Here is a 26,347-nt window from a genome sequence, read left to right as displayed (position 1 = left end):
TTCCCTCCCCCTCTACTGTACACAAAGACGAGGGAACGTGGCAATCGCGAACGTCAGCCCCACTCGATTCGAAACTTCGTGCCGGGTCCAACCGAACGAAGGAGCGGACGATCCGCTTCGATGACACGTCCGAGCACGTTGACCCGCTTGTCGGCCTGAAGGTCTGTCTTCGTCACTTGCATTTCGCCAGCATAGCGCCCGTAATCCATGTTGTCAATCGTGATCGTGCCGAGCGGTCGCTGTTTCGCCGCAACCGGTTCGAGCAAGCGGTCCCCAGGGCGACCATACGCCCGTGATTCGACGGAACGGATGACGTCGCGCGCCGGGTCCATCCGGTTCGTCTGGACGCGGTAGAGCGCCGCCTCGATTGTCGTATACGCCTCGGCCCGGAGGACGAGCATCCCGTCCCCGTATGACGCGAACTGTTCAACCGTCGCATCCGCTAGTACCGGGTCCCCAATCAAAATGCGGTCGACGCTCCCCGTCAACTCTAAATAAGCGGCGAACGTCGACAGCTGCCGGTGGTCTTCAAGCGTCGGCAGTCGTTCGTATAGCGGTCCGCGGAGCGTCCCATCTCCCGGGATGAACGCCTGCACGCTCAACCCTTGTCGTTTCAACCAGTCATTTTTTTCGTCAAACCATTGCCGGTCGAGCCCGGTCTCTGGGCGCGGGTAGAAGTTGTGCCATGCTTCGACATTGTCCGTCATGAGCCCTTCCCGTTTCATCTCGTCGAGCTCTTCAGCAGTCAACGTGCTCGCGTTCAAGGCGACGGTCATCCGTTTCGACAAATCGGCGACCTGTTTCGGGGTCACCCCGTAATCGACGCGGAGGCCGGTCACGCCCCAGTCGATGAGCGTATGGGCGTCGTCCCACGTCTTCACGAGCGCGGCGAGCGAAGTCGGGGCGATATCGGCGAACAGTTCCATGTCATGCTGTCGAGCGAGCGTGCCGAGTCGACGCAACCGCTCCGTGTAGACCGATGGATCGTCTTCCGGGATATGTAGCGATGTGAACAGTGACGTGAAACCGATCTCACGCATGCGTTTCATCCACACCGTGAACGCTTCTGTCAGCGGTTCGCTCAAGTAAACAGATAATCCTCTCATATAAAACAGCCCTCCCTATTCAAAAAGGTGACTCGAAAGAGCCACCTTGGTTGTTAAATCCCATCCGCCATCTCTTCTTTGAAACCGAAGAAATACGTGAAGATGAAGCCAGCCGTATACGAGATGACGAGACCCCCAATATACGTCAAGTACATCCCATTGTCGATGAGCGGTGTGAGCGAGAGACCCGAGACCCCGATCCCGAGCGCTGCCGTCTGCATCGACGCTTGGAACGCACCGCCGACCGCGGCTCCCATACAAGCCGTCAAGAACGGACGACCGAGCGGAAGCGTGACCCCATAAAGAAGCGGTTCGCCGATGCCGAGGAATCCGACGGGGATCGCCCCTTTGATGATGTTGCGGAGACGTTGGTTGCGCGTCTTCACGAAAATCGCAAGCGCGGCCCCGACTTGTCCCGCTCCTGCCATCGCAAGGATCGGCAAGAGCGCCGTGTTGCCAACGGTGTTCAGTAACTCAAGGTGAATCGGCGTCAAACCATGATGCAAGCCGACCATGACGAGCGGCAAGAAGAAGCCAGCGAGGACGGCCCCTGCGACCGGTCCGCCGATTTCAAGCACGGCGTTCAGTCCTTGCATGATGCCGTCTGACAACACGCCTGCGACCGGCATGATCGCATAGAGCGCCGTGAAGCCGACGACGAGCACCGTAAGCAGCGGCGTAAAGATAATATCAATCGAGACCGGCATGAAGCGGCGGACGTGTTTTTCGATATACGTCATGAGCCAAGCGGCAAAGATGACACCGAACAGCCCACCCCTTCCGACGACGAGTGCTTCTCCATAGATGACGATGTCGGCGAGTAACGGGTTGAACAAAATCCCCCCGGCAATCGCTCCGAGCACTGGCGTCCCCCCGAACTCTTTCGCCGTATTCCACCCGACGAGGATGGCGAGATAGGCGAAGACCGTGCTCCCGAGCACAAGCAGAATTTGCATCCACGTCTCGGTCCGGTCGACACCAGCGTTGACGGCAAAGTTTGCTGCCCCGTTGATGATCCCTGAAGCGACAAGTCCCGGGATGAGCGGGATGAAGATATTCCCTAAGCGACGCAAGAAACGTTTGAACGGTGACTTCTGTTTATCTTTCACTTTTTGACGCTCGATGGCCGCCCGCTCGTCAGGCGTCAAGTTCGCATCGACTGCCTCTTCCCCGATGGCGAGCCCCGTCTCACGGCTCAAGTGATCCGCGACACGGTTGACCGTCCCCGGTCCGACGACGATTTGCAGCGTCTCGTCATCGATGACGCCCATGACGCCGTCGATTTTTTTCAACGCCTCGATGTTCACTTTCGTTGGGTCTTTCAACGCCAACCGGAGGCGTGTCATACAGTGCGCGAGTTGGCGGATGTTCTCTTTTCCACCGACGTGCTCGAGTATGGCTTGCGCCAACACCTCTTCTTTCTTCATCTCGTAATCCCCCTTAAATCGCGTCGCGGACGAATCCGTTCGCGCGCTGTAATCGTTCGACTGCCTCCGCATAAGAGACGTCGGCTAAAATCATGACGATCGCCGTCTTGACGTGGCCGTTCGATGAAGCGAAATAACGCGCGGCCGTCTGTTCGTCGACCCCTGTCGCTTCCGCAATCATCCGTTTGGCCCGAACTTCCAATTTCTCGTTCGTCGGCTGCACGTCGACCATCAAGTTTTGATACACTTTGCCCACTCCAATCATCGACGCCGTCGAAATCATGTTGAGGACGAGTTTCTGGGCCGTCCCCGCCTTCAAGCGCGTCGATCCGGTCAATACTTCCGGTCCCGTCTCGACTTCGATTTTGAACTCGGCGTGGTCGCTGATTTTCGAACCTTTGTTGCAGGATAGCGCCGCCGTCGTCGCACCGACTTCACGCGCGTAATCGAGTCCGCCGATGACATACGGAGTCCTGCCGCTCGCGGCGATGCCGACGACCGTATCGTCCGGACTCAAGTGAAGCGCTTTCAAATCGTTGATTGCCAAATCCATGCTATCTTCTGCTCCCTCGACCGCCTTCACGAGCGCGCGTTCACCCCCGGCAATCAAGCCGACGACCATGTCCGCTGCCACGCCGAACGTCGGGACACATTCTGCCGCATCTAAAATACCGAGTCGTCCACTCGTCCCCGCACCGATATAGATCAAGCGTCCGCCTCGTTTAAACGATGTGATCGCTCGTTCTACGACTTGTGCGATGACCGGAAGCTGTTGCTTGATCACGTGAGGCACCGACTGGTCCTCTTCATTCATCACGCCGAGCAGTTCCTCAACCGTCATGTCGTCTAGGCGCATCGTCCGTTCGTTCCGTCGTTCCGTAGCCAATTTGTCTAACATCGCCACCATCCTTTCTTCTCTCTAGTTTTATTGTACTAATTTGAAATTAAAAGTCAAATTTATTTAAAAAAATAAAGAATTATAATTTCATAAACACTCAACTCGAGTGCCAACAAAAAAACTCGGCCGTTTGAGGACCGAGTTCGCTTCATTCGATGTCTTTTTTCAACACATGGACGTGGACACCATCCCCCGTGACCGAGTCTTGCTCATACACGTAGCCTTGCCGCTCCCAAAAACGACGGGCCCGCACGTTCGTCGGGAGCACACCGAGCCGGAACGTCGTCTGGAACGGACGCATGTGGTCCCGCTCGAGTTGATCGTATACCTTCTGGGCGAGACCGGTGCCGTGAAGTTGTTCGTCGACGAGGAGCAGGCCGAGCCAAAGTGAGCCGTCGATCGGGTGACGCCTCAACAAATCCGCCATCGCCACGATCGCCCCGTCGTCCTCCACGACGAGGCTGACCGTACCTGTCTCCTCGAAGTCAGCCAAATTCTCATCGCGGAACACTTCGAGCGTCTGAGCGTTCAATGCGGCGAACGCTTGTTGTGTCATGAGGAAAGCTGCCACTCGTTCGCGGTCTGACGCTTCATATCGGCGAATCATCGGCGCAGCTTCACCATCTCGTCGCGCGCCTCGGCGTAACGATCGATCAGCCCTTCGCCTTTTCGGTGCAACAGACCCATGTAGAGCGTGTCGATAATCGTCAATTGTGTCATCCGTGAGGCGATGCTCGCGATCCGGTAATCTCGTTCGACGGTCGGTGTGCACAGACGGACGTCCGCCTCGCGGTAAAGCGGCGACTTGTCGAGGTCGGTGATGGCGACGACGGTGACGCCTTTTTTCTTGGCGAACCGGACGAGCTCGAGCACGTCTTTCGTCCGGCCCGACGTGCTGATCGCGACGAAGACGTCGGTCGGCCCGAGATGTGGGATGAGCGACAGCATGTAGTGAAAGTCTTGCGACGTCAGAGCGGCGTAGCCGAGTTTCGTGAACTTGTACTGCGCGTCATAGGCGGCCGTCGATGACCCGCCGACTCCGTAGAAGATGACCCGGTTCGCGCGAGCGAACGTATCGATCGCGTGTTCGAGTTCGCGTTTGTCCATCGCCTCGGCACATGCCTCGATGGCCATCTTGTTCACGTGGATGACTTTTTGGAACGAGTCGTACGGCGTGTCCTTCTGTTGGAGGACGTTAAAGTCAGTCAGCATCGTCTCTGTGATCGCCAAGTCTTTGACGAGGGCGAGCTTGAACGATTTGAAGCTGTCGATCCCGACGACGCGCGCGAAGCGGACGATGCTCGCCTCTGACACGTCGGTCTTTTGGGCGAGTTCTTTCGTCGTCATATTCGGGACGAGCGTCGAATGGGTCAAGATGTAGTCCGCGATTTTCTTTTCGACGGACGTCATCTCGCCTTGGGCGAGCTCGATTTTTTTCAGTAAGGATTCCATCAGGTCATCCCCTTCCTGCTACTAGTTGCTGTATTTAATGATAGCGGATTCTTTCCCTACATTCCAACTTGGACACGAAAAAGGCTGAGCTCGCGCTCAACCTGTAGGTGAGACTTACAAGTTTTTTGTATTGAACGTGTCGCCGCCTTGGATTGTTCCATTTTGAAAACCTTTATCAAACCACCGTTTCCGCTGTTCCGACGTCCCGTGCGTGAACGAGTCCGGCGTGACGTAGCCACGCGCTTGTTTTTGTAGCGTATCGTCACCGATTTGATGCGCCGCGTTCATCGCCTCTTCGACATCACCCGCCTCTAAATAGCCCATGCCTTGGGCGTGATGCGCCCAAACACCGGCATAGTAGTCGGCTTGAAGTTCGAACCGTACCAAGTACGTGTTGAACTCGGTCTCGCTCATGTCGTTGCGAAGCGGCATGATCTCGTCGGTCGTACCGAGCAACGTCTGCACGTGGTGTCCGACCTCATGGGCGACGACGTACGCCATCGCGAAGTCACCCGGCGCGTTGAAGCGCTGACTGAGTTCGTCATAGAAACTCAAATCGATGTACAGTTTCTGATCACCTGGGCAATAAAACGGTCCGACCGCAGAGCCAGCAATCCCACATGCCGACTCGACTTGTCCTGAGTAGAGGACGAGCGTCGGTTCCCGATACGTCAACCCGTTCTCGGCAAAGATGTCGGTCCACACTTCTTCGGTGTCACGCAGGACAACCGAGACAAAGTCCGCCATCTCTTCTTCCCGCGCCGAGCCTTGATACGTCTCAGAAGACTGCGGCTCACCGATTCCGATATTGTTGACGATGTCTCCCGGGTTACCCCCGTTCAAAAGCGTGAAGACGATGACTAAAATGAGGCCAAGACCGCCTCCGATTCCCGCAATCCCTTTCCCCCCAACACTTCGCCCCCGTCGGTCTTCGACATTCCGACTCGCCTGTCTGCCTTTCCATTTCATACGATTGTTCCTCCTACTGCTAGTCTGTCTTGTTACTTACCCGGATTCATCTCGTTTCGCACCTACTTTTTCACATTTTCCCATCGTATTCGGTGTTTGAGTACTAACCAAGTAGGAAACAGGTTAATAGAACGTTTACTTTAGGGAGGAATTAAGATGGGATTAGCAAGCGACTTGAAACAATTGCGTCAGATTGAATGCAAGGACAAGTGTGTGCTATCGGTCTACCTTAATACAGGACCTAACCAGCAAGGCGACTGGTCAATCCACTTGAAGAACGGTTTGAAGCGAATCGGTGAATATTTAGAGGCGTCCAGTGACGAGACGCAACTGAAGAACTTCAAAAAAGTACGTAAGCAAGTCGATCAAGAGCTCGGCAAACATCGGAACGACTTGGCGCGAAGCTTAATCATTTTTGCTTCGGAAGAAAACGATTTATTTGAAACATACTACCTTCAACATGATGTCGAGACGTCGTTCCACTGGGAAACGAAGCCAGTACTTGAACCACTCGAGGCGTTACAACAAAAATTTCCGTCCACCGGTATTATTTTGACGAACCTCGACCACGTGACGGTACTCGACACCTCACTCGGGCACATCGATGCGACGTTCGAATTCGCGTTCGACCCTGAGACCGAGGAGTGGGTTCGGTTTGAAGGGACGGCTTCGGGTGACCGTATGGCGTCGAGCAGCTCGCAAGTCGATAAATTCGATCGTCGACTTGCCGAAAATCTCGGTCGGTTCTACCGTGACCTCGCCCAAACCGTCGAACAGATGAAAGGTGCACACGACTGGGAAGCGCTTGTCGTCATCGGAGAAGCCGAGCTTTCCAACTCGTTCCGTGACGAGTTGCGGACGAAACCAGAGCGCGTCGTGCACAAAAATTTGTCGAAATCGAGTGTACCTCACATCATCGAAGCTGCATTCCATTGATTTTTCGCTTTCCTCTCGACTAGTGATTCTCTAAAATAGAAGAGAACTAGAAAAGGAGGAAATGATATGCCATACGTTACCGTAAAAATGCTCCCGGGCCGTACCGTTGACCAGAAACGTGCCTTGATCGAGAAAGTGACGGACGCCGTCTCAGAGACGACGAACGCACCGAAAGAGAACATCACCGTCTTCATCGAAGAGATGGATGCGACGCACTACGGTCAAGCCGGTGTCATGCACGCCGACAAAAAATAACGCCAGGCACCCGCGCATCCAGTTGGACGCGCGGGTGTTTTTTCAGTCTTCTAAGTTCACTTCGAACCGCTCGCTCGGAACGGTCGGCTTGATCAAGTGTCGCGTCGCCCGCCAGACGTGATAACCAAGCCGGTCGAGCCAAAGGAGCGCTTGAACTTTGCGAATCGTCTGCTCCATTTCAAGCTGGTTCGCCGCCGTCTCCTCTAACATCTCGGCCCGATGCGCTTTCCGGTACTCGGCAAGTTGCTTCGACGCCGTCTTCCATTGTTTCGAATCTTCCGGCGGCGTGTGATGGTTGAGGGCATCGACAAGCTCGAGCTCATGCAAGACGAGCTGACGTGCGACTAAAAAGTCGGTGTCGCGGAGGGCGTCGACGGGATCGACTTCGCGCAGGACGAACAGCCAGCGCTCCAAATGGTCGATCGTATGGAGCAGTGACAAGTGTTGTCCGTAGTCGTTGCGGCCCTGCCCTTCTTCCAATTGAATCGTGCTCAAAAATACCCGGACGTCACCGAGCGTCTTCTCGACGAGCTGCAACTCGTCCTCCCGCTTGCGCGCTTCCGTCAATAACAGTTTCGTCTCGTTTCCGAGGTAGCGCTCGATCTCAATCAACGAACGTCTTGCCGCTTCGAGTGCGACCGTCGGGATACGCGACATGTTCGGGTCGAGAAAGCGGATCAGTTTTTCAGACCGACTCGGCACCCATTTGAGCAACCGTCGGCTGAACGCTTCGTGAAACGGCAGAAACGTCAACACGCCGAGCAAGTGAAACGACGTATGGAACAACGCGAGCCGCAATAGCTCATTCCAATCCAGCCAGTCGGCCACGCGATTGACGACACCAAACAAGAGCGGGAACGTCAGCCAGCCAATCAACAAAATCGAACTGTGAACGAGTACGTGTCCGAGCACGATACGCCGCGCTGATTTCCATCCTCCGAGCGAGCCGAGCGCGACGACGAGACTCGTTCCGGCACTCTGCCCGAGTACGAGGAATGCAGCCTGCGCGAGCGTCACCGTGTCGGTCGCGAGCGCCGTCATCGTCAAGACGAGACCGATGCTCGACGATTGCAAGACGACGGTCATGAACAGGCCCGTGCCGAGCAAGGCTAATTGATGAAGCGGTGTGTCGGTGTCCCAGCCCGAAAACGAGAACGTGACGACTTCCCGCATCGCTTCTTGGAGTGTTCCGATGCCGACAAAAACAAGTCCGAGACCGACGAGCAACATCCCAATCCGCTTGACCCGTCGTCCGATCAAGCGGAGCGCCATCCCGACGCCGATGAGCGGCAGTAAGAGCTCCCGAATGTCGACGTTGTAGCCGAGGAGCGCTACGATCCATCCCGTCGTCGCACTACCAGCGTTCGCCCCGATGACGAGCGTGAGCGCCTGCGTGAACGTCAACAGCCCTGCGCTGACGAAACTGATCGTCATGAGCGTCGTCACAGTCGAGGACTGGAACAACGCCGTCATCGTCGCACCGAGAAACGCCCCTGCCACCGGTCCTTCCGCCAGGCGGTTCAACCGCTCTCGCAGTCTTTCCCCGGCCAAGCTTTTCAACGTATCGGTCAACAGCATCATCCCTAACAAAAAGATGCCGATTCCGCCGATGAGCGTCCCAATCCCCATGGTGTCACATCCTTTTCAAGCGATTCAATCGCCGCGTAACGTTGACAACATCCATGATTTTTCTGAAGCGTGGTCTTTCAAGTTCAACAGTACGTCCTCAGGGTAATAGATTTTCTCGTCCGACTGTCGCGAATTCAAAATCGATTGGACGAGCATCGACACCTCTGAAATTTCGCGACGGTCGCCGTCGTTCATCTGCAGGTAAATCCCTTCGTACGTACCGTGCCCTTTATATAGATCATACGGCAGCTGGCTGAGCTGGTCCTCGAGCAAATAATAGCGCGTCGGCAACCCGATCGCTTCCATCGTCGACCGTAACCGGTCCATATAGCGGACGCGGTTCGCTTCCGGGAAGTTTTTATACTTTAACAGGCGTCGATTGACGAAACGGCTCGCCAGGTCGGCCAAAATCGGGTCGGCCTCGTCCATCCATTCTTGAAAATAGAAGTAGACGATCGTCTCGTCGAGCTTCAGATAGTGTTCGAGCGTCATCTCGTCATGGTTGAAGATCGGCAAGAAATGCTTCGGTGTCATCGCAAACACATAGCCCGATTCATGCAGTTCTTGGGCCCGCTCGAGCACGGCTTTTAATAGCAAGTCACTCGAACGCGTCGCCGGATGCAGATAGACTTGCCAATACATTTGATAGCGCCGCATGATATAGTCTTCGATCGTATGCATCCCCGACTGTTTGACGACGATTTGATCTTCGTCCGGCCGCAACACACGCAGCATCCGCTCGAGATCGAACTTTCCGTAACTGACGCCGGCGAAATGGGCGTCGCGAAGTAAATAGTCCATCCGGTCGACGTCGAGCTGTGAGCTGAGCATGTTGACGATCAGCCGGTTCGGGTGCGTCTTGTTGATGATGGCCGCGACTTCTTCCGGGAACCCGACGCCCATCTCGGAGAGGACTTTATTCACTTCCGTGTCCCCTAAGATGATCCGTTCCGTCCAGATTTCATGGCGGACCGAGAAGACGTGCTCGAACGCGTGCGAGAACGGGCCGTGCCCGACGTCGTGCAACAGTGCCGCCGCGAGCAACAGCTCCCGGTTGCGGTCGTCCCATTCCGGATAGTCGCGGAACTGGTCGATCAACTGCCGGGAAATCTCATAGACGCCGAGCGAGTGGTGGAATCGGGTGTGTTCAGCCCCATGGAACGTCAAAAACGACGTCCCGAGCTGTTTGATCCGACGTAACCGTTGAAACTCTTTCGTGTTGATCAACTCCCAAATGAGATGATCGTAGACGTATATATAGCGATGGACCGGGTCTTTAAACACTTTTGACCCAGATAGCTGACCTCGTGATGTGTACATGTTGGTGCCCCCTGCGTTTTATGTATTGTACTGATTCGACTTCTTCCGAGTCGTTCCCTCCATGCTATAATGAGGAAGACATTATTTTTTGAAAAGGAATTATGCATATGATCCATCCACTTTTACGGCAACCGACTTACCGCCTGATCGACCAATCATCGCTCGGTGCGGCGTTTCAAGCCGAGCAATCATTCGCGACGGACGATACGCTGTGCGCGTCGACGAAACACCAAGGCGCCGTCTTTCGGGCCTGGGTCCATCTGAACACAGTCGTGCTCGGGATTCAAGACGCGCGGCTGCCTCATCTGCGCGACGGGATTCGACTGTTGCACGAACATGGCTATCGTCCCGTCATCCGTAACTCAGGAGGACTTGCGGTCGTCCTCGACGAAGATGTATTGAACCTATCTCTTATTCTACCCGAGAATGACGGCATTCAAATCGATAGCGGCTATGAGGCGATGACGTCGCTCATTCAACATATGTTCAAAGACGTGACGGACAAAATCGTCGCTGGCGAAATCGTCGGTTCGTACTGCCCGGGTAGCTTCGATCTATCGATTGACGGTAAAAAGTTCGCCGGCATCTCGCAGCGACGCGTTCGTGGCGGTGTCGCCGTCCAAATTTATTTGAGCGTCCGCAAGAGCGGAAGCGCTCGTGCCGCCCTCATCCGTGACTTTTACGACCGTGCCATCCAAGGCGAAGCGACACGATTCACGTACCCGGCGATCGTCCCGGAGACGATGGCGTCGCTCGAAGACTTGCTTCACATCCCGCTCACCGTCGAGGATGTGCTCCGCCGCGCCTATGACGTGCTCGGGGAGACGAGCCGACTCGTCCCGGCAACGCTCGACACGGACGAACAAGCGACGCTCGTCGTTCAGCTCGACCGCATGTGGCAACGAAACGAACCGATCCGCGACATTGAACACCAACTACTAGAGGAGTGATCCAACCATGTTCAAAATCATAACCGATACCGGTGCTGATTTGACGCAAGACCAGATCGTCGAATACGGCCTCGAGATGTTACCGCTCGGGGTCATCATCGACAACGAAGAGTTTTTAGACGGAGAGACGATTCAGCCGAAAGAAGTATATGACGCGATGCGTGTCGGCAAGACGCCGAAGACGTTCCAAATCGAGGCGGCCCGGATTGAGCGCTGTTTCCGCCAACATCTCGAGTCCGAGATCCCGTTCCTTTACCTCGCCTTCTCAGGCGAACTGTCCGGTACATATCAGACGGCAGTCATGGTCGGGAACTTGCTTAAAGAAGAATACCCGAACAGCACGTTCCATATTCTCGACACGCGGACCGCGTCGGTCGGACAAGGGTTGTTCGTCCGAACGGTCGCCGAATACGGCCAAGACCACTCGTACGAGGAGACGTCCGCCTACGCCGAGTCGCTCGTCGGGAAGATCCGCCACTTGTTCACCGTCGAATCGCTCGAGTACTTGATGCGCGGTGGCCGCGTCTCGAGAGCGAGCGCGTTCATCGGGGACTTGTTGACGATTTTACCGCTGCTCACTGTCCGAGATGGTAAGCTCGTCCCGATCGAGAAGATTCGCGGTCATAAAAAAATGATGCGGCGCATCGTCGAGTGGATGACCGAGTCGAAACCGCTCATCGAAGGACATCACATCTTTATCGGCCACGGGGACGACCCGGCCAAAGCCGATCAGTTGGAAGCATTGCTACTTGAACAGATGAATCCGGCCAGCGTGACGAAGACGATCGTCGGTTCGGCGATCGGCGCGCACACGGGGCCTGGACTCCTTGTCGTCAGTTACTTCGAGGCGTGAAATTAAACTAAAAGCAGCGAGCACCCTCAAGGGCGCTCGCTGTTTTTAGTTATTCCAGTTACGGAAGCCGTCACCGAATTCGAGGTGGAGTTCGTCATCGAACATACCGTTCTCAAACGTCGGGACGTCGACCGGGAGCTTGCCTCCTGGTTTGACTTCACCAAAAATGGCGCGAATACCAGCCGGGAGGTTTGGTCCAGCCGACTTGCCGTTACCTGCTTCAGAGTCCGGTCCGTTCGGGTCACCTTTGAAGCCATAGATGAGCAGCTGGGCCGGCGCATCCGGTTGGACGGCCACATCGTACGGGTTACGAAGGCTGAGCAACACCGATTTCTTGCCCGTCTCGTTGGCATAGCGGAACACTTCTGCCGGTACGTAATTATCGGCCGAGATCGATTTCAGCTTGGCGCTGCTATTGACGTTCGAGCCGACGATGATGTAGTCGGCCGCCTCGACTTTTTGTTTTAAATCTGGGTTTTGGTCAAGGTGCGGTGTCGACGCCGTATAGTTCGCCGTGATGACGTTCACTTGCTTCATGTTGCCCGCGTTCTTTTTAAGCGATTTGATCGTCTTGACCATGCTGTCGGTCTGATCTTTTGCTGGCGAGATGACGAGCACCGTCTCCCCTTTTTTCGGTTTGAACGGAAGTGTCTTGTCGTCGTTCTTCACGAGCGTGACGGCCGCTTCGGCAATCTCACGTTCTGTCGCTTTATGCTCGGCACTACCGACGACCGCCTTTGCTTCCTCGAGTTTCGCCTCGAGCGTCGTCGTATCCATTGACTCGCTCCAGATGCCGCGTTCCGCTTTCAGCTTCAAGATCCGTTCGACCGCTTCATCGATCTTCGCTTCTGGCAAACGGCCGCTCTCGACAGCCGCCATGACGTCTTCAAAGATCGTCTCAAGTTTCACGACGTCCGCGTTCGACCGTAAAATCGTTGGCATGAGGGCGATATCGACGCCCGCCTCAAACGTCTTGATGACCGCCTCGGCTTCGGTGAAGTTGTCCGTGATCGCCTTCATGTTGAGGGCGTCCGTGATGACGATGCCGTCATAGCCCATCTCGTCACGCAAGACGCCGGTGATGACGTCGTCAGAGAGCGTCGCCGGGAGCGGGAACGTGCCGCGCGGTGAGTTGACGACCTCATCCTCGATTTGTGGCATCCCGATATGGGCCGTCATGATCATATCGATGCCTTCCGTGATGGCCCGCTTGAACGGCAACAGCTCGAGCCCGCGCAAGTCTTCAAGTGACTTATCGACGATCGGCAAGCCGTAGTGCGAGTCGACGGCCGTGTCGCCGTGTCCCGGGAAATGTTTCGCCGTCGCGGCAACGCCTTGGTCTTGAATCCCTTGCGTCAGCGCCGAGCCGAGTTCACCGACGAGTTCCGGGTCACTCGAGAACGAGCGGACCCCGATGACCGGGTTGCCCGGGTTGTTGTTGACGTCTAAGACCGGACCGAAGTTGACGTTCACCCCGAGCGCGTTCAACTCTGACCCGATGATGTTCCCCGCATCATATGCGTATTGGCTGCTCCGCGTCGCCCCAAGCGCCATGTTCCCCGGTAAGTTCGTGCCGGTCCCGAGCCGGGTCACGATCCCGCCTTCTTGGTCGATCGTGATGAAGAGCGGGATGTCGTTGCTGTCGTCTTGCTTGACGACTTCTTGCAGGTCGTGGACGAGTTTCGTCGTCTGTTCGGTCTCGGTCACGTTTTCCGCGAACAAGATGACGCCTCCAAGGTCAAACCGGTCGATGACCCGCGCCACATCTGGCGCGAGTGCCGTATGATTCGCCCCGTTCCAAAGTCGGAAGTCTGGCATGATCATTTGTCCGAGTTTCTGTTCAAGCGTCATCGCCTCGAGTTGCGCGTTCACTCGTGTCTCAATCGATGGCGCCGGTGTCTCTTCTGCCACGATCGCGCTTGCCATCGGGACGGACGAGCCGAGTAACGCTGTCGTCAATCCGAGTGTTGCTGTCCAGTTCAGTACTTTGTTCATGTTTTCACTCCTTTTTGAAAGTTCCCCCGACCACAAACGAAAAGGCATGGAGGAATAAGCGTTGCCTCACCAACGCTCGTTCACCCCACGCCTGATCGAATCAGTTACATATGGTCATTATTCAGGTGGTCAACGTCAGTATAGCAATTCAAAAAATGGGAAACAATGACTTTGATGAAAGCGTAACCATTTTGAAACATTTGACCTGTCTTGGAACACGTTCCACCTGTATTGGCAAAGCCAATAATTTGAGTGGTTCGATTTTCATTTGTTTTTTGGTAAACTCATTTCGTTAGGGGTTGACATGATAAAGGGGGAATCCGAAGTGGCAAGAGGAGAACTGAAACGAAAGCCAGAATGGCTGAAAATCAAATTGAATACGAACGAGACGTATACCGGCCTTAAAAAGATGATGCGGGAGAAGAATTTGAACACGGTGTGCGAGGAGGCGAAATGCCCGAACATCCATGAATGTTGGGCCATCCGCCGCACGGCGACGTTCATGATTCTCGGGAGCATCTGTACACGGGCGTGCCGCTTCTGCGCGGTCACGACCGGTAAACCGAACGAACTCGACTGGGAAGAGCCAAAACGCGTCGCCGAGTCGGTTCGGCTCATGAACTTGAAACACGTCGTCATCACCGCCGTCGCCCGCGACGACTTGAACGACTATGGAGCGACCGTGTTCGCCGAGACGGTCCGCGCCGTGCGCGCGTTGAACCCAGAAACATCGATCGAAGTATTACCATCCGACATGATGGGCGACTTCTCGGCACTCCAGACGTTGATCGACGCAGAGCCGGACATCATGAACCATAACTTGGAGACGGTGCGCCGCTTGACGCCGCGAGTCCGGGCCAAAGCAACGTACGATCGCACCCTTGAATTCCTAAAACGTTCCAAAGAATTGAATCCGGACATCCCGACGAAGTCGTCGATCATGCTCGGTCTTGGCGAGACACGAGAAGAATTGATTCAAGCGATGGACGACCTTCGGGCCCATGACGTCGATATCTTGACGCTCGGTCAATACTTGCAGCCGACAAAGAAGCACCTCGACGTCGAGCGCTACTACCACCCGGACGAGTTTGCCGAGTTGAAAAAAATCGCCTTGTCAAAAGGCTTCTCACATTGCGAGGCCGGTCCGCTCGTCCGCTCGTCATATCACGCCGACGAACAAGTCCATAAGGCACGTCGCCATACGATGTTGCCAATCGATTGAGAGAAAGAAGAGACACGATGACTGATACAACATGGCACATTTTAACGACACAATCACTCGCTCCGGCTGAAAACATGGCAATCGATGAAGCGGTCGCGGGTTGGGTCGCCCGCGGCGAACTGAAGCCGACGCTCCGCTTCTATTCATGGGCCCCGCACGCGATCAGCGTCGGGCGGTTCCAACGGGCGACGCGTGACCTTGACCGTGAAGCGCTAGCAGCGAACGGCATCCCCGTCGTCCGTCGCTTGACTGGGGGCCGGGCCGTCTTACACGCCGACGAATTGACGTATAGCGTCATCTTGCCCGAAACGACGCCGACACTCCCGACGAACGTCATCGAGAGCTATCGCCTGTTGACCGAAGGCGTCCGCCGCGGCTACCGAGCGCTCGGTGTCCCGGCCGAATTCTCGGTACCGTTGACCGAAGAAGACCGCGAAGTATTGCGGAAACCGAAGTCGGCCGTCTGTTTCGACGCCGCTTCTTACTACGAACTCGCCGTCGACGGCCGTAAAGTGGCGGGCAGCGCTCAAGTCCGGCACCAAGGGGCGGTCTTGCAGCACGGATCGATCCCACTGTCGATCGATGATGACGTCTTGTTCGACTGCTTCAATATGGAAGCAGACGAGAAAGTATACGCGAAAGCACGGTTCAGCAGCAAAGCGGTCGCTTTGAACGAGACGCTCGGCCGCTTCGTGACGTTTGACGAAGTCGCCGTGGCGTTCGAGGACGGGTTCCGCGACGCGTTTCAACTGACGTTCGAGCCGCTCGTGTTCACGGCGACGCAACGAGATGAGATTGCGCGTTTAGTTGAAAAGTATGAGAGTGACGACTGGGTCTGGAAACGCTAAAATATGTGAACCAAAAATGTCCCGCTGAAGCGCTTCAGCGGGACATTTTTTATAAAGTCGTCTTCGGGTCACGCAACAGATGCTTAATGTCGCGGAACGTGACGAACGTCATATTGTTCGCATCGTACAATTTGTAACGAAGCGATTTTAAACTAGAGAACAATCCGATCGTCGTCGCTTTTTGTAGCGGCGGCGTCGCCGTATGCGCTTTTTCGAGATTATAGTTCGGCACGCGCGGGCTCAAGTGGTGGACGTGGTGGAAGCCGATATTGCCTGTCACCCACTGCAACACTTTCGGCAACTCGTAATACGAACTGCCTTCGATCGCCGCTTTGACGTAATCCCATTCGCTCTCATCTTCAAAATACGAGTCTTCGAACGTATGTTGGACGTAAAACAGCCAAATCCCGAGGACACCGGCCGTGAACATCGTCGTCCCTTGAATAATCAAGAACGCCTGCCAGCCGACCAAATAAATCATCAGACTGTACAGCACGACGAGCGAGAGATTGATGACATGCGTGTTCATCCGCTCTTTTTTGCGAGCGTCCTTGCGGTTAAACCGGCTCGTGACGAGAATCAAGAACAACGGTCCGATACCGAACATGACGAGCGGGTTGCGATAGAGGCGGTACTGAAGACGCGTCCATTTCGAGGCCTCGACATATTCCTCGATCGTCATGACCCAAATGTCACCGACACCGCGCTTATCGAGGTTACCGCTCGACGCGTGGTGGATCGAATGCTCCCGCTTCCACTTCTCGTACGGGAACAGCGTCAACACACCCATGATCGTTCCGACGACGGCGTTCGCTTTCTTGTTTTTGAAGAACGAACCGTGCGTACAATCATGGAAGATGATAAACATGCGGACGACGAACCCGGCTGCGATGATCGCGAGCGGGATCGTGAGCCACACCGACACTTCGAGCGCTTGGTACGCGAGGAACCAGGCGACGAGGAACGGCAGGATCGTGTTGATCATCTGCCGGACACTGACTTTGACGTCTGCCTTTTCAAAAGGTGAGACGTGTTTACGTAGCTGGGCGATCTTTTCTTTACTCATATGTGAGCCTCCTTGAATTCGACAGCGTTCACGACGCTTCTAAATTGATGATATGAAATGAAACCGACAACCGACGTGCGTGAAGGTGAATTCATAGTATCCATATGATTATTTTCCCCACCTAAACTAATACCAGGTAATTATACCATGTATTACACTAGAAAAGTATACGCTTGTGAACTACTCACCACTTAATTGAAGCGCAACCTGAAGTCGGCGCTGCTTGGGAACACCGCGCTCTTGTTAGCCACGGTTATGGACCAAGCTCGCCCCATCCGGCGTCCTGAATCGACTTCAGCGTCTCCACGATAATGACTTGGTTCTCGTCAACGATGCGTCTCGTCAGCTTGTGGAAGACGTCGTGGTGTTGGTTGTTCCCCTCCATGGCGGTCGGTGTCGTGATCATCATCCTTTATCATCCGATACCCGCACAAGGGGCCGACGAACCTGAAGGAATGGCGAACTTTCGTTTGTTACCCTTGTCCCGTTCGAAACAATCAGCTTGTACATTCAAGCAATCAACAGCGGAAGCTTGAAAGCGGACATCCCAATCAAAAATCTAGGCGGTAACGTATTGCTATTCTTGCCGATGGGAATCTATGTGCCGCTGTTTATAAAATCGGTGGATCGAATCGGCAAGTTCGTCGGATTCATGACGGTGCTATTATTCAGCCTCGAACTCATCCAGCTCGTCACGCGACGCGGCAGTTTTGATATCGATGATTTCATGTTGAATTTGATTGGATACGGGATGTGGCATACGAAGCTCGTGCAACGTCTACTGCAAACATGAAAACAGAGGGGCATCATCCATTACGGATGGCGTCCCTCTGTTCGAAATCGTTATTGTTGAGTGTAAATCGACACTGAACCTCCGTTGACGAAGAACTGCCCCCAGCCGTCGCTATTGATCGTGACGAGACGGGTGTTGTTGTTCGTCATATCTTTCCACACTTCACCGGCGTTCTGCTTGCCGACGTACATCCATTTCGAGCCGCCCGGACCGTCAGACAGAATCGTCGCGAGACCCGACTTGGCCCGGTCACTCACGCCTTCGCGTGTCCAACCGACGACGTCTTGATGATCGAGATAGTCGTGCTGTGTCCCGTAGGCGAAGTCTTTACGCGCTTTCATGATCGGTCGGAGCGACGCCGACATGTTCGGGATCTCCCGGTTCGTCGTCCCTTGCGTGCCGTAGTAGTCTCCGTAGAAGAGTGTCGGATAACCTTGGCTGCGCGTCATGATCGTCGCATAGGCGAGCGGTTTGAACCAGTTGGCGACCGTCGACTCGAGCGACTGCCCAGGTTGTGAGTCATGGTTGTCGACGATCGTCACGGCGAGCGTCGGATGCTGCTCGGTGACGGTGCCTTTCAAGATGTTGCGCATATCGTAAAACCCGCCGCCGTTGCCAGCCGCCTGGAAGTTATAGTGCAGCGGCACATCGAAGACAGAGTGCGTGTAACCGGTCTTCGCGAGATAATCGTTGATGGCGCCGAGGTCGTTCTTCCAATACTCGGCGACGGTGAACATCTGTTTGCCGGTCGTCTGCCGGACGCTCGTCACCCACTCACGCAAATACGCGTGACTAATATGCTTGACCGCGTCCAAGCGGAACCCGTCGAGTCCGAGCGAGTCGGCGTACCATTTGCCCCAGTTTTTCATCTCTTGGCGGACTTCCGGATGCTCGAAGTCGACGTCGGCATACATGAGATAGTCGTAGTTGCCATTCTCATTCGAGACGTCCGTGTCCCACGCCTTGCCCGTACTCTTGAACTTGTAGATCCGGCTCAAGCTGCGTGACTGATCCCAGTCGGTCCCGTCAAAGTGATACCAGCGCCATTTGAACGGCGAGTATGTATTGTTGCGGCCCGCGAAGTTGAAGCCGGTCCAGGCCGAGATGCCGTATTCCCCTGACGTCTCTTGGTTACGGTTCGACGGATTCACTTCGATCGCTTGGACGGACTCGGTGTAGTCGGCGCCGCCCTTATGGTTCATGACGACATCGCCGTAGACGCCGATACCTTTACCACGCAAGTTCGAGATCGCCGATTGGAGCTGCGCTTTCGTGCCGTACTTCGTCCGGACGGTCCCTTTTTGGTTGAACTCACCGAGGTCATACAAGTCGTACGCCCCGTAGCCGACATCGTTTTGCGACGTCCCTTTATACGCTGGCGGGATCCACACCGTCGTCACTCCGATATCTTTCAGGTTCTGCGAGTCGTTCGATAACCGATTCCAATGCAAGCCGTCGTTCGGGACGTACCATTCAAAATACTGCATCATCGTTCCGTTTTGTGGTGTCGCTGCTTGCGCGACCGGTTGCCCGGCAAGCAGCGCAATCGCCGTGACGCCAGCTGTCACCGCTACTGCGTTTCGTCTCTTAACCATGCGTTTTTCCTCCTATCGAATTATATGCAAGCGCTTTCATTAATCATCATGAACGATTCCACTTTAGTTGAACAGAGGATTTCCGAAAAACAGTTCTCTGCACCTAACTATTTTTTTCTTGAATAGTTCAGTTGACCAAAACAAAAACGGATGGCTTGTGCCATCCGCCTAGTCATCCTTTGCGATCGAGCCGTTTTCGCTTCACGAGATAGCCTAAATACGGGAGACCTGTGAAGACGAGTCCGATCGTGACGAGCAACTGGATCATCACCAGTCCCGTCTCGACGAGTCCCGACCAATCCAGTTCAAGCAATATAAACAGCCCGACCCATAAGATGAGCAGTGCCAGCGCGACTTTCCCCATCTGCCCTTCGACTTGTGCATATTTCTCGTGTGTCGTCTCACGATCCGAGTAAATCGGTCGCGCGTCCGGACTACCTTTGAACACGTGAATCTCGTCCCCGCTTGACGTGACGTGTTCCCAGCCGCTCGCGCGGAACAGCTCGAAATAATCCTCGTCCGGTCGTTTACGATAATCAAGACTATACTGGACGTCCGCCGGTTCCCCTTCGACGAGCGTATAGCCGAGCGGTGCGAACTTCTCTAAATGCCAGCCCTTCGCGGCCATTCGTCCCAACTTCTCCATCTCACGCTCTTCAGCGAACGCGAGGCCCCAACTCGCCATATATTTTCGGTTCATCTGTGGTCCTCCCCTTCCAAAATGAAACGTGCGTCGTCGACCATCGCTTGGCGTCGTTTCACGTCTTCGTGTAACAACTCGCGCCCGATGTCCGTGATGATGTAACTCTTCTTCTTGCCGTCCCCGTCGAGCGGTTCGATCAGCGACGCGTTCACGAGTTTTTTGATGATCGTGTACATCGACGCCGGACCGATCTGCACCCGCCCGTTCGTCAACTCTTCGACGAACTGCATGATCAAATACCCGTGTCTTGGCTCGGTCAGCGCGAGCAAGATGTAAAATGTGCTGTCGGTCAACTCCCCGAGCCCGATCGTATCGTTCCGTGGCATCGTCTCGCCTCCTATATCATTCATCGATATACTTCTTACTCCTAATATATATCGTTGAATGATATATGTCAATGAATGATATAAAAAAAGCCGCAGACAGGTCGTCTGCGACTCGTTTAGCTCGTGACATAATCGAGATCGTGCAAAATGTAGGCGAGGAAGAAAATCATACTCGGGTTCTCATAGCGCGACTGGACTTTCCGGAGCTGTTCCCGGTACGTGACTTCATACTCGGCCCCGTTCATCTTCCGCTCCATGTTCATCTTGATCAACGCATCGAGCTTGTCCATCATATCGACGAGCGACCCTTCGTACGTTGCATCTTTCGAATCGGCCATATAGCGCCGGAACGCTGGTTGCATGTATTCCGGGAGGAGTGACAATAACGCCTCGCTCTCGGCCCGTTCATACGCCTCGAACGCAGCACCGGTCTCGGCCGTCGAGTGCTTCACCGGACCGAGCACGTCCCCGGTCACGCCTTCGACGAGGTCGTGACAGAGCAAGCGCGCCGTCAGTTCGGCGACGTCGACCTCGACCCCGTACTTCTCACGCTCGAGCAAGCCGCTGAACAGACCGAGCGCCGCCGCCCGGAAACCGTGGATGGCGTCGTTGTCGTCAATCGTGTTAAAACGGCCTTTCCAGCGCCGCACGCTATCCATCCGCATGACGTTCTCGATGAACGTCGCGACGTCCGTCTCCGTTTCGACTTGCTCATAGAGCCAGCGGACTGACTCGAGCGGATGGTTGCGGAGCACCGCCTTCATCTCTTTGAGCTTCTCGACGAAGTGTGGCGATCCGTGTGCGACTTCACGCCGCACGAACAGCATCGCATCGAACGAATCGATCCCGTCGACAATCCGGCCTTCGAACGAATCATCCTCCGCCTCGACGAGAAAACGATAAAAGTGCGGCCGGAGCGACTGTGACAACAAGTCGACTAACCCAAGGCTCGCCGTCCGTTCCATCCGTTCGATATGTTCTTTGAGCGTCGGCTCTTTTTTCGTCCGGTGCATGATCGGGCCGGTCTGCACCTCGTTCATATCGTGGAACAGCGCCTTGCCGAGCACATCGAGCAAGTTGACGTCCTGTCCATTGTTCTCTTCATAATAGGCCGCGATCAAACTGAAGACGGCGACACGGAAGCTATGGCTCGCCGCGTTATCGTGATAGTGCGGCGCGTATTCGTCCCATCGTTGCACGTTTTGCATACGTGTCATCTTGCGGATAAACGTTCCGTTATGCATCAAATTCCTCCTTGCTTTAGACGTTCCCACGCATCGTCATGACAGACGATGTAGAGCGTGTCGTTCGGCTCAAGCGTTGTGTCGAGCGCCGTCGCGAAATCGAGACGGTCGTTGACGGCAATCAACGTGACGCCCTGGCGCAACAAGTTTTCGACAGCGTCCCGGACCGTCGCCCACTCGGGTCTCGGCGCGAGCGCTTGAATGTTGCCACCGGACTGCTTGCTGAGCAGTTGCCGGAAAATCGATGTCGTGCCCGGCTGTAACGTCGCTTTCGCCATGAGGAGCGACACCGAATCGTTCGCCAATATAAAGTCGTCGATGCGCACGTGTTTGAACTTTGAAATGTTCCGCTCTTCGCATACTTCGACGACCGTATGTAGGTCAACATTTCGTTCCGACGACAGCGCCTCGACGGCTGACGCGATCAATAGCGACTTCCCGTCGGCGAGCAACGTCTCGCTGATCCGCGCATCCGCGAAGATGGCGACCCGGCGTGCTTTCAAAATGTTCGCCTGCAGGAGCACCGCCTCATCGGACGGGTCACCGTGGACGAAATGGACGTTGTCATGATCGTACGGTTCTTCTTTCAATTGGTCGATCAAGACGATCTCCGCCTTCGGCTCATAGCTGAGCACCTCGTCGATCGCTTTCTTCGTCTTCGGCGACCAACCGATATAGACGTAATGCCCTTCTCCTCGATACACTAGCTTTCCCTCCCGTTTTAAACGTTGAAACGTCGCACCGACCTCAACGAGTTTTCCGATCAAAGCCCCGATAATCCCGATCCCGAACAGGAACAGGAAAATGCCGAGCCAACGCCCGGCAACCGTTGACGGGAAGAAATCACCATAACCGACCGTCGTCAGCGTCGTCATCGTCCACCAGAACGAATCGAACATCGACGGGAACGTCTCCGGCTCGAGCCAGTAGCCGAGGACGGTACCGGTCAAAATAATGACGAGCGATGCCAACACGACGTTCAGAAACGATAATTTCGATAACCCGCGCCACACTCGAAAAAAGATATGCACTGAAATCACTCCCTTTCTCCTATATACTAGAGACAACTCAATTGATTTACGAAACTAGTTTGCGTTCGGTTCCGTATAGAAAGAAAAAAAGAAAGGACTGACCTATGGACTCCATCGTTTTAGAATACCGACTCTATAAAAATGAGATCTCGTTCGAGCCACTTTACCATTATACATCGCTCGGGCTTGATGAAGTACTTGCTAGACGCGAATGCGAATTTTTCGTCAAAGACGGCATGACGTACAAACAACGCTCGTCCGCACTCGAAGGCGACCAATATTTCTTGATTTACGTCGACCGGTACACGGAAGGACCTGTTGATAAGAAAGCAACTGACGACATCAAAGTCGAGATTCGTACGCTCGACGACCGGTTCGACAACCCGCTGCTCGAAGCGTACTTCGTCGACCGTCACCTTGACGCGCTCGCCATGCTCGGTAGCGAGTATTTATACGTCGCCGGAAACGAATATGCGCGCGACTCGGCCGAGACGGACGAGGACCGTGGCGTCTACGTCATCTATGTCACCCCGACTGGCTATACACTGGAGGAAACAACATGAAAACAAGCAAGAAGATTTTAAGCGGTCTCTCGGCCGCCGTCTTGACAGCGTCACTCGCGGCGTGTGGTACGGACGAAACGCAACAAGCGACGTTACCGGAAGAGCCGACCGGCTATGAGTGTGACGACTGGGAATGGGACGATGAAACGGAATCATATTACTGCGACGACAGACGGTCCCCGCACTTCGGGAGCTTCTTCTTACTCGGCAGTCTGTTCAATTCAAAGAGTTCGCTAAAAAACTCGTCCGCTTATAAAAACTACCGCTCGAACGGTGGCGCGAGCAGCATCACGCCGAACCGGTCGAATTCAGGGTCAAACTCGGGACTCGGCAGCGGCTCAAAAGGCGGCTTCGGGGGATGAATCGGCATGACTTGTTCGGCCAAATCCCTTACTTTTGGCCCGACTTGAACGATGAAGAATATGCACTCTACGATTGCCTCGTCTACACGCAAGACGAGGTCGATCGCATCCAGGAAGCGACGCGCGCCGTCGACACCATCTTCCGGAAAACGAATCGATTGTTGCGGACGCTCCCAGACGAGACGCTCCGTCTGCTCGGTTATCCGGAGGCGAGCTTGCCGTTCTTGCGTGACAAAGCGCTCCCGCAAGAGACGATCATCGGCCGGTATGACTGGATTGTCAAAGACGGTGTGATCAAACTGATGGAGTTCAACGCCGACACGCCGACGTTCATCAAAGAACTGTTCGATGTGAACCGGTATGTGACGACCGAGTTCGGGCTGAACGACCCGAACGCGGACGCGACAGCCGAGCTGAAGACCGAACTCCGTAAAGCCGTCATCGCGGCGTGGCAACGATTAAATCGCGACGGGACACCAAAAATCGTCTTCACGTCACACGACGACAACATCGAGGACAAATGGACGACCCGCTTCCTCCAAGAGACGCTCGACTTGCCGTCAGAGTTCGTCCCGCTCAATCAGTTGCTCGTCGACGTGGACGGCGTCTATACCCCGTCGGGCGAACGGATCGACGTCTTGTACCGCCAGACGTATCCGATCGAGCACTTGGTCGACGACCGGGCGCCGAACGGCGACTTGATCGGCATCCGGCTGCTCGAGTTGAATCAAGCGAAGCACGTGTCGCTCCTCAACCCGCTGTCCGCGTTTCTCATGCAGTCCAAAGGCGTCCAAGCGCTCATTTGGGAACTGTATGAGACGGATACATATTTTGACGAAGCGGAGCGCGACATCATCCAGACTCACTTGTTACCGACTTATCTCGAGGCGGACCCATTTTTAGGCCAGAGCGCTTACGTGCAAAAACCGGCCTTCGGACGTGAAGGCGACTCGGTCATTTTGTATGCCGAAGACGGCGTCCCGTTCCATAAAGAAGTGCTGCAGACATATGCCGCAGAAACCGCGGTGTATCAACAATTCATCGAGCTGCCGACACGAACGACGAACACGGTCAACGGTCCGCTTGCGACGCACTACATGATCGGCTGCTTTTGTCTGAACGGCCACCCGTCGGCGCTCGGCGCCCGGGCCGGAAGCATGATCACGAACAACCAGTCCTACTACCTAGCCATCGGCACACCAACTCACGAAGGAGATTAACACATGACATTTATCACGCTCGATTCAATCTTGAGCTTCCTGGCTCACCTCGGTACCGGGTTCGGACTTATTTTAGCAGGACTCGTCGTGTTCGCCCTGACGACAAAATATTCAGAACGCAAACTCATCAAAGCTGGCAACGTCGCCGTCGCCCTCAAACTTTGGGGCAAAGCGCTCGGCCTCGCCATCGTCATCTACACAGTGTGGGCGAACAGCGTCAACCTGCTCGACGCCTTCATCTGGGGACTCGTCGGGATCCTCGCCCAAGTGCTCGCCTTTTGGACGTTCGAGTACGTGCTCACGCCTGGCGTGAACTTGGAGAAAGAAGTCGAAAACGGCAACCTCGCCGTCGGTGTCAGCCTGTTCTCGGCCTCGCTCGTCGTCGGCATCATCGTCGCCGCGAGTTTGACGTACTAAAAAAACCGCCGACATCTTATCGGCGGTTGTAAGACGGTTGCTGCGGCAATCGTCTTTTCTTATGCTTTGGCGAGCACGGCCGATGGACCGAAGAACTCGTAACGCGCTTGTGGAATCGTTTGGACGACCGTCTCCATCATCGCGGTCGGGCCGCACGTATAGACGTCATGACCGTCGACATCGAGTGCTGTAAGCTGTGTCGCGCTCATGCAGCCAGACACCTCATCGATGTGTGTGATGAGCTGAAGTCCCTCATTCACGAGTTCGTCGAGCTCTTCACCGAGCGGACGGAGGTTCGTGCTGCGGACGGCGTGTAATAGTGTGACCGAGCGACCTTGACGGAGCGCCGTCTTCGCCATATTGAACAGCGGTGTGATACCGATCCCGCCAGCGACGAGCGTGAGCGGACGGTCCGTGTCTTCCATCGTGAACTCGCCTGCTGGCGCACTCATCGGAATCTCTGTACCGACTATTTGCTCGTGAAGCCAGTTCGAGACGAGCCCTTCCGCTTTCGGCGCAATCCAGTAGCCGTCTTCTGTCGTCTCGACGACGCTGTATTGACGGTGGTGTAGAATATCTTCACCCTCGATGCGGGCTTGGACTGAGATGTACTGGCCCGGGATGGCCACACCAACGACACCGTCGTTCGCGACAAGACGGAACCGTTTCACTTCCGGCGTGTCTTCGATGACTTCAGCGACCGTGAACGGCTTGAAGCCGACCCATGGTGCATCGGCGTACATTTGTTTCTCGAGCGAGATGAAGACGTCGGCGATGACACCGTACGCTTTTGCCCAAGCTTCGATGATCTCAGGCGTCGCCGCCTCTCCGAGAACGTCTTGAATTGCGCCGAGCAAGTTAGCGCCGACGATCGGATAGTGTTCCGGGCGGATGTTCAAGCTTTTATGTTTATGAAGCGCCGGTTGGATCGCCGGTAAGATCGCTTCGAGACGGTCGATATGGACGGCGGCCGCGTAGACGGCGTTGGCGAGCGCTTCTGGCTGGCGGCCGCGTTGTTGGTTCGTATGGTTAAAGAACTGACGAACTTCTGGATTGTTTGCGAACATGCGCTTATAGAAATGACTTGTGATGGCGACACCGTGGTCTTTCAAGACCGGTGCCGTCGCTTTGACAATTTCAATCGTTTGTTGATCTAACATAAATAGT

General features: G+C 55.0%; 27 protein-coding genes and 1 pseudogene. 11 read left to right on the top strand and 17 right to left on the bottom strand.

Annotation, left to right across the window (positions count from 1 at the left end):
* Positions 1-53 precede the first annotated feature (53 nt).
* The 6 genes from EVJ26_RS05390 to ypfJ form a co-directional block, all read right to left on the bottom strand.
* Entirely contained in the window at positions 54-1,106 is a 1,053-nt protein-coding gene (locus EVJ26_RS05390; protein WP_131470000.1) for a DUF871 domain-containing protein, read from the bottom strand.
* A gap of 53 nt (positions 1,107-1,159) precedes the next feature.
* Complete coding sequence (locus tag EVJ26_RS05385) at positions 1,160-2,533, bottom strand: PTS transporter subunit EIIC (RefSeq protein WP_131457760.1); 1,374 nt, start codon at positions 2,531-2,533, stop codon at positions 1,160-1,162.
* A gap of 13 nt (positions 2,534-2,546) precedes the next feature.
* Complete coding sequence (gene murQ, locus EVJ26_RS05380; RefSeq protein ID WP_131457761.1) at positions 2,547-3,440, bottom strand: N-acetylmuramic acid 6-phosphate etherase; 894 nt, start codon at positions 3,438-3,440, stop codon at positions 2,547-2,549.
* A 139-nt stretch (positions 3,441-3,579) separates the two neighbouring features.
* Complete coding sequence (locus tag EVJ26_RS05375) at positions 3,580-4,038, bottom strand: GNAT family N-acetyltransferase (protein WP_131468483.1); 459 nt, start codon at positions 4,036-4,038, stop codon at positions 3,580-3,582.
* Positions 4,035-4,883 (bottom strand): MurR/RpiR family transcriptional regulator, encoded by an 849-nt coding sequence (locus EVJ26_RS05370; protein WP_070328251.1) that lies wholly within the window; start codon positions 4,881-4,883, stop codon positions 4,035-4,037. The genes EVJ26_RS05375 and EVJ26_RS05370 overlap by 4 nt, the downstream gene beginning before the upstream one ends.
* Positions 4,884-4,997: 114 nt before the next feature.
* Positions 4,998-5,852 carry a KPN_02809 family neutral zinc metallopeptidase gene (ypfJ, locus tag EVJ26_RS05365; RefSeq protein ID WP_131457763.1) on the bottom strand — a complete coding sequence of 285 codons (855 nt, stop codon included), beginning with the start codon at positions 5,850-5,852 and terminating at the stop codon, positions 4,998-5,000.
* 156 nt (positions 5,853-6,008) lie between these two features.
* On the opposite strand from ypfJ, the gene EVJ26_RS05360 reads away from it, so the two are divergent.
* Together EVJ26_RS05360 and EVJ26_RS05355 are read left to right on the top strand one after the other, a co-directional pair.
* Positions 6,009-6,788, top strand: coding sequence for a VLRF1 family aeRF1-type release factor (locus EVJ26_RS05360; RefSeq protein ID WP_131457764.1), 780 nt, complete (start codon positions 6,009-6,011; stop codon positions 6,786-6,788).
* Positions 6,789-6,854: 66 nt separating this feature from the next.
* Positions 6,855-7,043: a 2-hydroxymuconate tautomerase gene (locus tag EVJ26_RS05355; protein ID WP_131469998.1), complete on the top strand. Its 189-nt coding sequence runs from the start codon at positions 6,855-6,857 to the stop codon at positions 7,041-7,043.
* Between the two features lie 42 nt (positions 7,044-7,085).
* On the opposite strand, the gene EVJ26_RS05350 is transcribed toward EVJ26_RS05355, so the two are convergent.
* Positions 7,086-8,672, bottom strand: coding sequence for a Na/Pi cotransporter family protein (locus tag EVJ26_RS05350; protein WP_131469996.1), 1,587 nt, complete (start codon positions 8,670-8,672; stop codon positions 7,086-7,088).
* A gap of 24 nt (positions 8,673-8,696) precedes the next feature.
* Positions 8,697-9,992, bottom strand: a complete 1,296-nt coding sequence (locus EVJ26_RS05345) for an HD domain-containing protein (protein WP_131469994.1) — start codon at positions 9,990-9,992, stop codon at positions 8,697-8,699.
* A gap of 107 nt (positions 9,993-10,099) precedes the next feature.
* Here EVJ26_RS05345 and EVJ26_RS05340 point away from each other — a divergent pair, with 107 nt between their 5' ends.
* Together EVJ26_RS05340 and EVJ26_RS05335 are read left to right on the top strand one after the other, a co-directional pair.
* Positions 10,100-10,942, top strand: a complete 843-nt coding sequence (locus EVJ26_RS05340; RefSeq protein ID WP_131458785.1) for a lipoate--protein ligase family protein — start codon at positions 10,100-10,102, stop codon at positions 10,940-10,942.
* A gap of 7 nt (positions 10,943-10,949) precedes the next feature.
* Positions 10,950-11,795: a DegV family protein gene (locus EVJ26_RS05335; protein ID WP_131458784.1), complete on the top strand. Its 846-nt coding sequence runs from the start codon at positions 10,950-10,952 to the stop codon at positions 11,793-11,795.
* Positions 11,796-11,840: 45 nt separating this feature from the next.
* Here EVJ26_RS05335 and EVJ26_RS05330 read toward each other — a convergent pair whose 3' ends face one another.
* On the bottom strand, positions 11,841-13,790 hold the full coding sequence (locus EVJ26_RS05330) for a glycoside hydrolase family 3 protein (RefSeq protein ID WP_131469992.1): 1,950 nt from the start codon (positions 13,788-13,790) through the stop codon (positions 11,841-11,843).
* 304 nt (positions 13,791-14,094) lie between these two features.
* Here EVJ26_RS05330 and lipA point away from each other — a divergent pair, with 304 nt between their 5' ends.
* Positions 14,095-15,012 carry a lipoyl synthase gene (lipA, locus tag EVJ26_RS05325; RefSeq protein WP_131469990.1) on the top strand — a complete coding sequence of 306 codons (918 nt, stop codon included), beginning with the start codon at positions 14,095-14,097 and terminating at the stop codon, positions 15,010-15,012.
* Between the two features lie 17 nt (positions 15,013-15,029).
* A complete protein-coding gene (locus tag EVJ26_RS05320; protein WP_131458781.1) occupies positions 15,030-15,860 on the top strand; it encodes a lipoate--protein ligase family protein in 831 nt (276 codons plus the stop codon).
* Between the two features lie 49 nt (positions 15,861-15,909).
* Here EVJ26_RS05320 and desA read toward each other — a convergent pair whose 3' ends face one another.
* Positions 15,910-16,926: a Delta(5) desaturase DesA gene (gene desA / locus EVJ26_RS05315; RefSeq protein WP_070328262.1), complete on the bottom strand. Its 1,017-nt coding sequence runs from the start codon at positions 16,924-16,926 to the stop codon at positions 15,910-15,912.
* A gap of 253 nt (positions 16,927-17,179) precedes the next feature.
* Positions 17,180-17,335, bottom strand: coding sequence for a transposase (locus tag EVJ26_RS05310; protein ID WP_131458780.1), 156 nt, complete (start codon positions 17,333-17,335; stop codon positions 17,180-17,182).
* A gap of 69 nt (positions 17,336-17,404) precedes the next feature.
* Here EVJ26_RS05310 and EVJ26_RS05305 point away from each other — a divergent pair.
* Positions 17,405-17,719, top strand: a pseudogene (locus tag EVJ26_RS05305) (VanZ family protein); the annotation flags it as partial.
* Positions 17,720-17,769: 50 nt separating this feature from the next.
* Here EVJ26_RS05305 and amyS read toward each other — a convergent pair.
* From amyS to EVJ26_RS05280, 5 genes are all read right to left on the bottom strand, one after another.
* A complete protein-coding gene (amyS, locus tag EVJ26_RS05300; RefSeq protein WP_131469982.1) occupies positions 17,770-19,314 on the bottom strand; it encodes an alpha-amylase in 1,545 nt (514 codons plus the stop codon).
* Between the two features lie 172 nt (positions 19,315-19,486).
* Positions 19,487-20,014, bottom strand: a complete 528-nt coding sequence (locus EVJ26_RS05295; RefSeq protein WP_131458777.1) for a DUF2812 domain-containing protein — start codon at positions 20,012-20,014, stop codon at positions 19,487-19,489.
* Positions 20,011-20,343, bottom strand: coding sequence for a PadR family transcriptional regulator (locus EVJ26_RS05290; RefSeq protein ID WP_131458776.1), 333 nt, complete (start codon positions 20,341-20,343; stop codon positions 20,011-20,013). The genes EVJ26_RS05295 and EVJ26_RS05290 overlap by 4 nt, the downstream gene beginning before the upstream one ends.
* A 116-nt stretch (positions 20,344-20,459) precedes the next feature.
* Complete coding sequence (locus EVJ26_RS05285; protein ID WP_131469980.1) at positions 20,460-21,587, bottom strand: YfbR-like 5'-deoxynucleotidase; 1,128 nt, start codon at positions 21,585-21,587, stop codon at positions 20,460-20,462.
* Positions 21,587-22,627 carry an ion channel gene (locus tag EVJ26_RS05280; RefSeq protein WP_236634098.1) on the bottom strand — a complete coding sequence of 347 codons (1,041 nt, stop codon included), beginning with the start codon at positions 22,625-22,627 and terminating at the stop codon, positions 21,587-21,589. Before EVJ26_RS05280 ends, EVJ26_RS05285 begins: the two co-directional genes overlap by 1 nt.
* A gap of 95 nt (positions 22,628-22,722) precedes the next feature.
* On the opposite strand from EVJ26_RS05280, the gene EVJ26_RS05275 reads away from it, so the two are divergent.
* The 4 genes from EVJ26_RS05275 to EVJ26_RS05260 are packed head-to-tail and all read left to right on the top strand — an operon-like array spanning position 22,723 to position 25,180.
* Positions 22,723-23,181: a hypothetical protein gene (locus EVJ26_RS05275; RefSeq protein ID WP_016508356.1), complete on the top strand. Its 459-nt coding sequence runs from the start codon at positions 22,723-22,725 to the stop codon at positions 23,179-23,181.
* Positions 23,178-23,543, top strand: coding sequence for a hypothetical protein (locus EVJ26_RS05270; RefSeq protein ID WP_070328267.1), 366 nt, complete (start codon positions 23,178-23,180; stop codon positions 23,541-23,543). Before EVJ26_RS05275 ends, EVJ26_RS05270 begins: the two co-directional genes overlap by 4 nt.
* A complete protein-coding gene (locus tag EVJ26_RS05265; RefSeq protein ID WP_131468462.1) occupies positions 23,540-24,763 on the top strand; it encodes a glutathionylspermidine synthase family protein in 1,224 nt (407 codons plus the stop codon). The genes EVJ26_RS05270 and EVJ26_RS05265 overlap by 4 nt, the downstream gene beginning before the upstream one ends.
* 3 nt (positions 24,764-24,766) lie before the next feature.
* A complete protein-coding gene (locus EVJ26_RS05260; RefSeq protein ID WP_016508299.1) occupies positions 24,767-25,180 on the top strand; it encodes a DUF350 domain-containing protein in 414 nt (137 codons plus the stop codon).
* A gap of 59 nt (positions 25,181-25,239) precedes the next feature.
* Here EVJ26_RS05260 and EVJ26_RS05255 read toward each other — a convergent pair whose 3' ends face one another.
* Positions 25,240-26,340 (bottom strand): globin domain-containing protein, encoded by a 1,101-nt coding sequence (locus tag EVJ26_RS05255; RefSeq protein ID WP_131458773.1) that lies wholly within the window; start codon positions 26,338-26,340, stop codon positions 25,240-25,242.
* Positions 26,341-26,347 lie beyond the last annotated feature (7 nt).

The organism is Exiguobacterium sp. SH3S1 (assembly GCF_004337105.1).
In the GTDB taxonomy this organism is placed as follows: domain Bacteria; phylum Bacillota; class Bacilli; order Exiguobacteriales; family Exiguobacteriaceae; genus Exiguobacterium; species Exiguobacterium aurantiacum_A.
The sequence above is the reverse complement of the archived record's forward strand: the minus strand, read 5'-3'. Positions and strand labels throughout refer to the sequence as shown.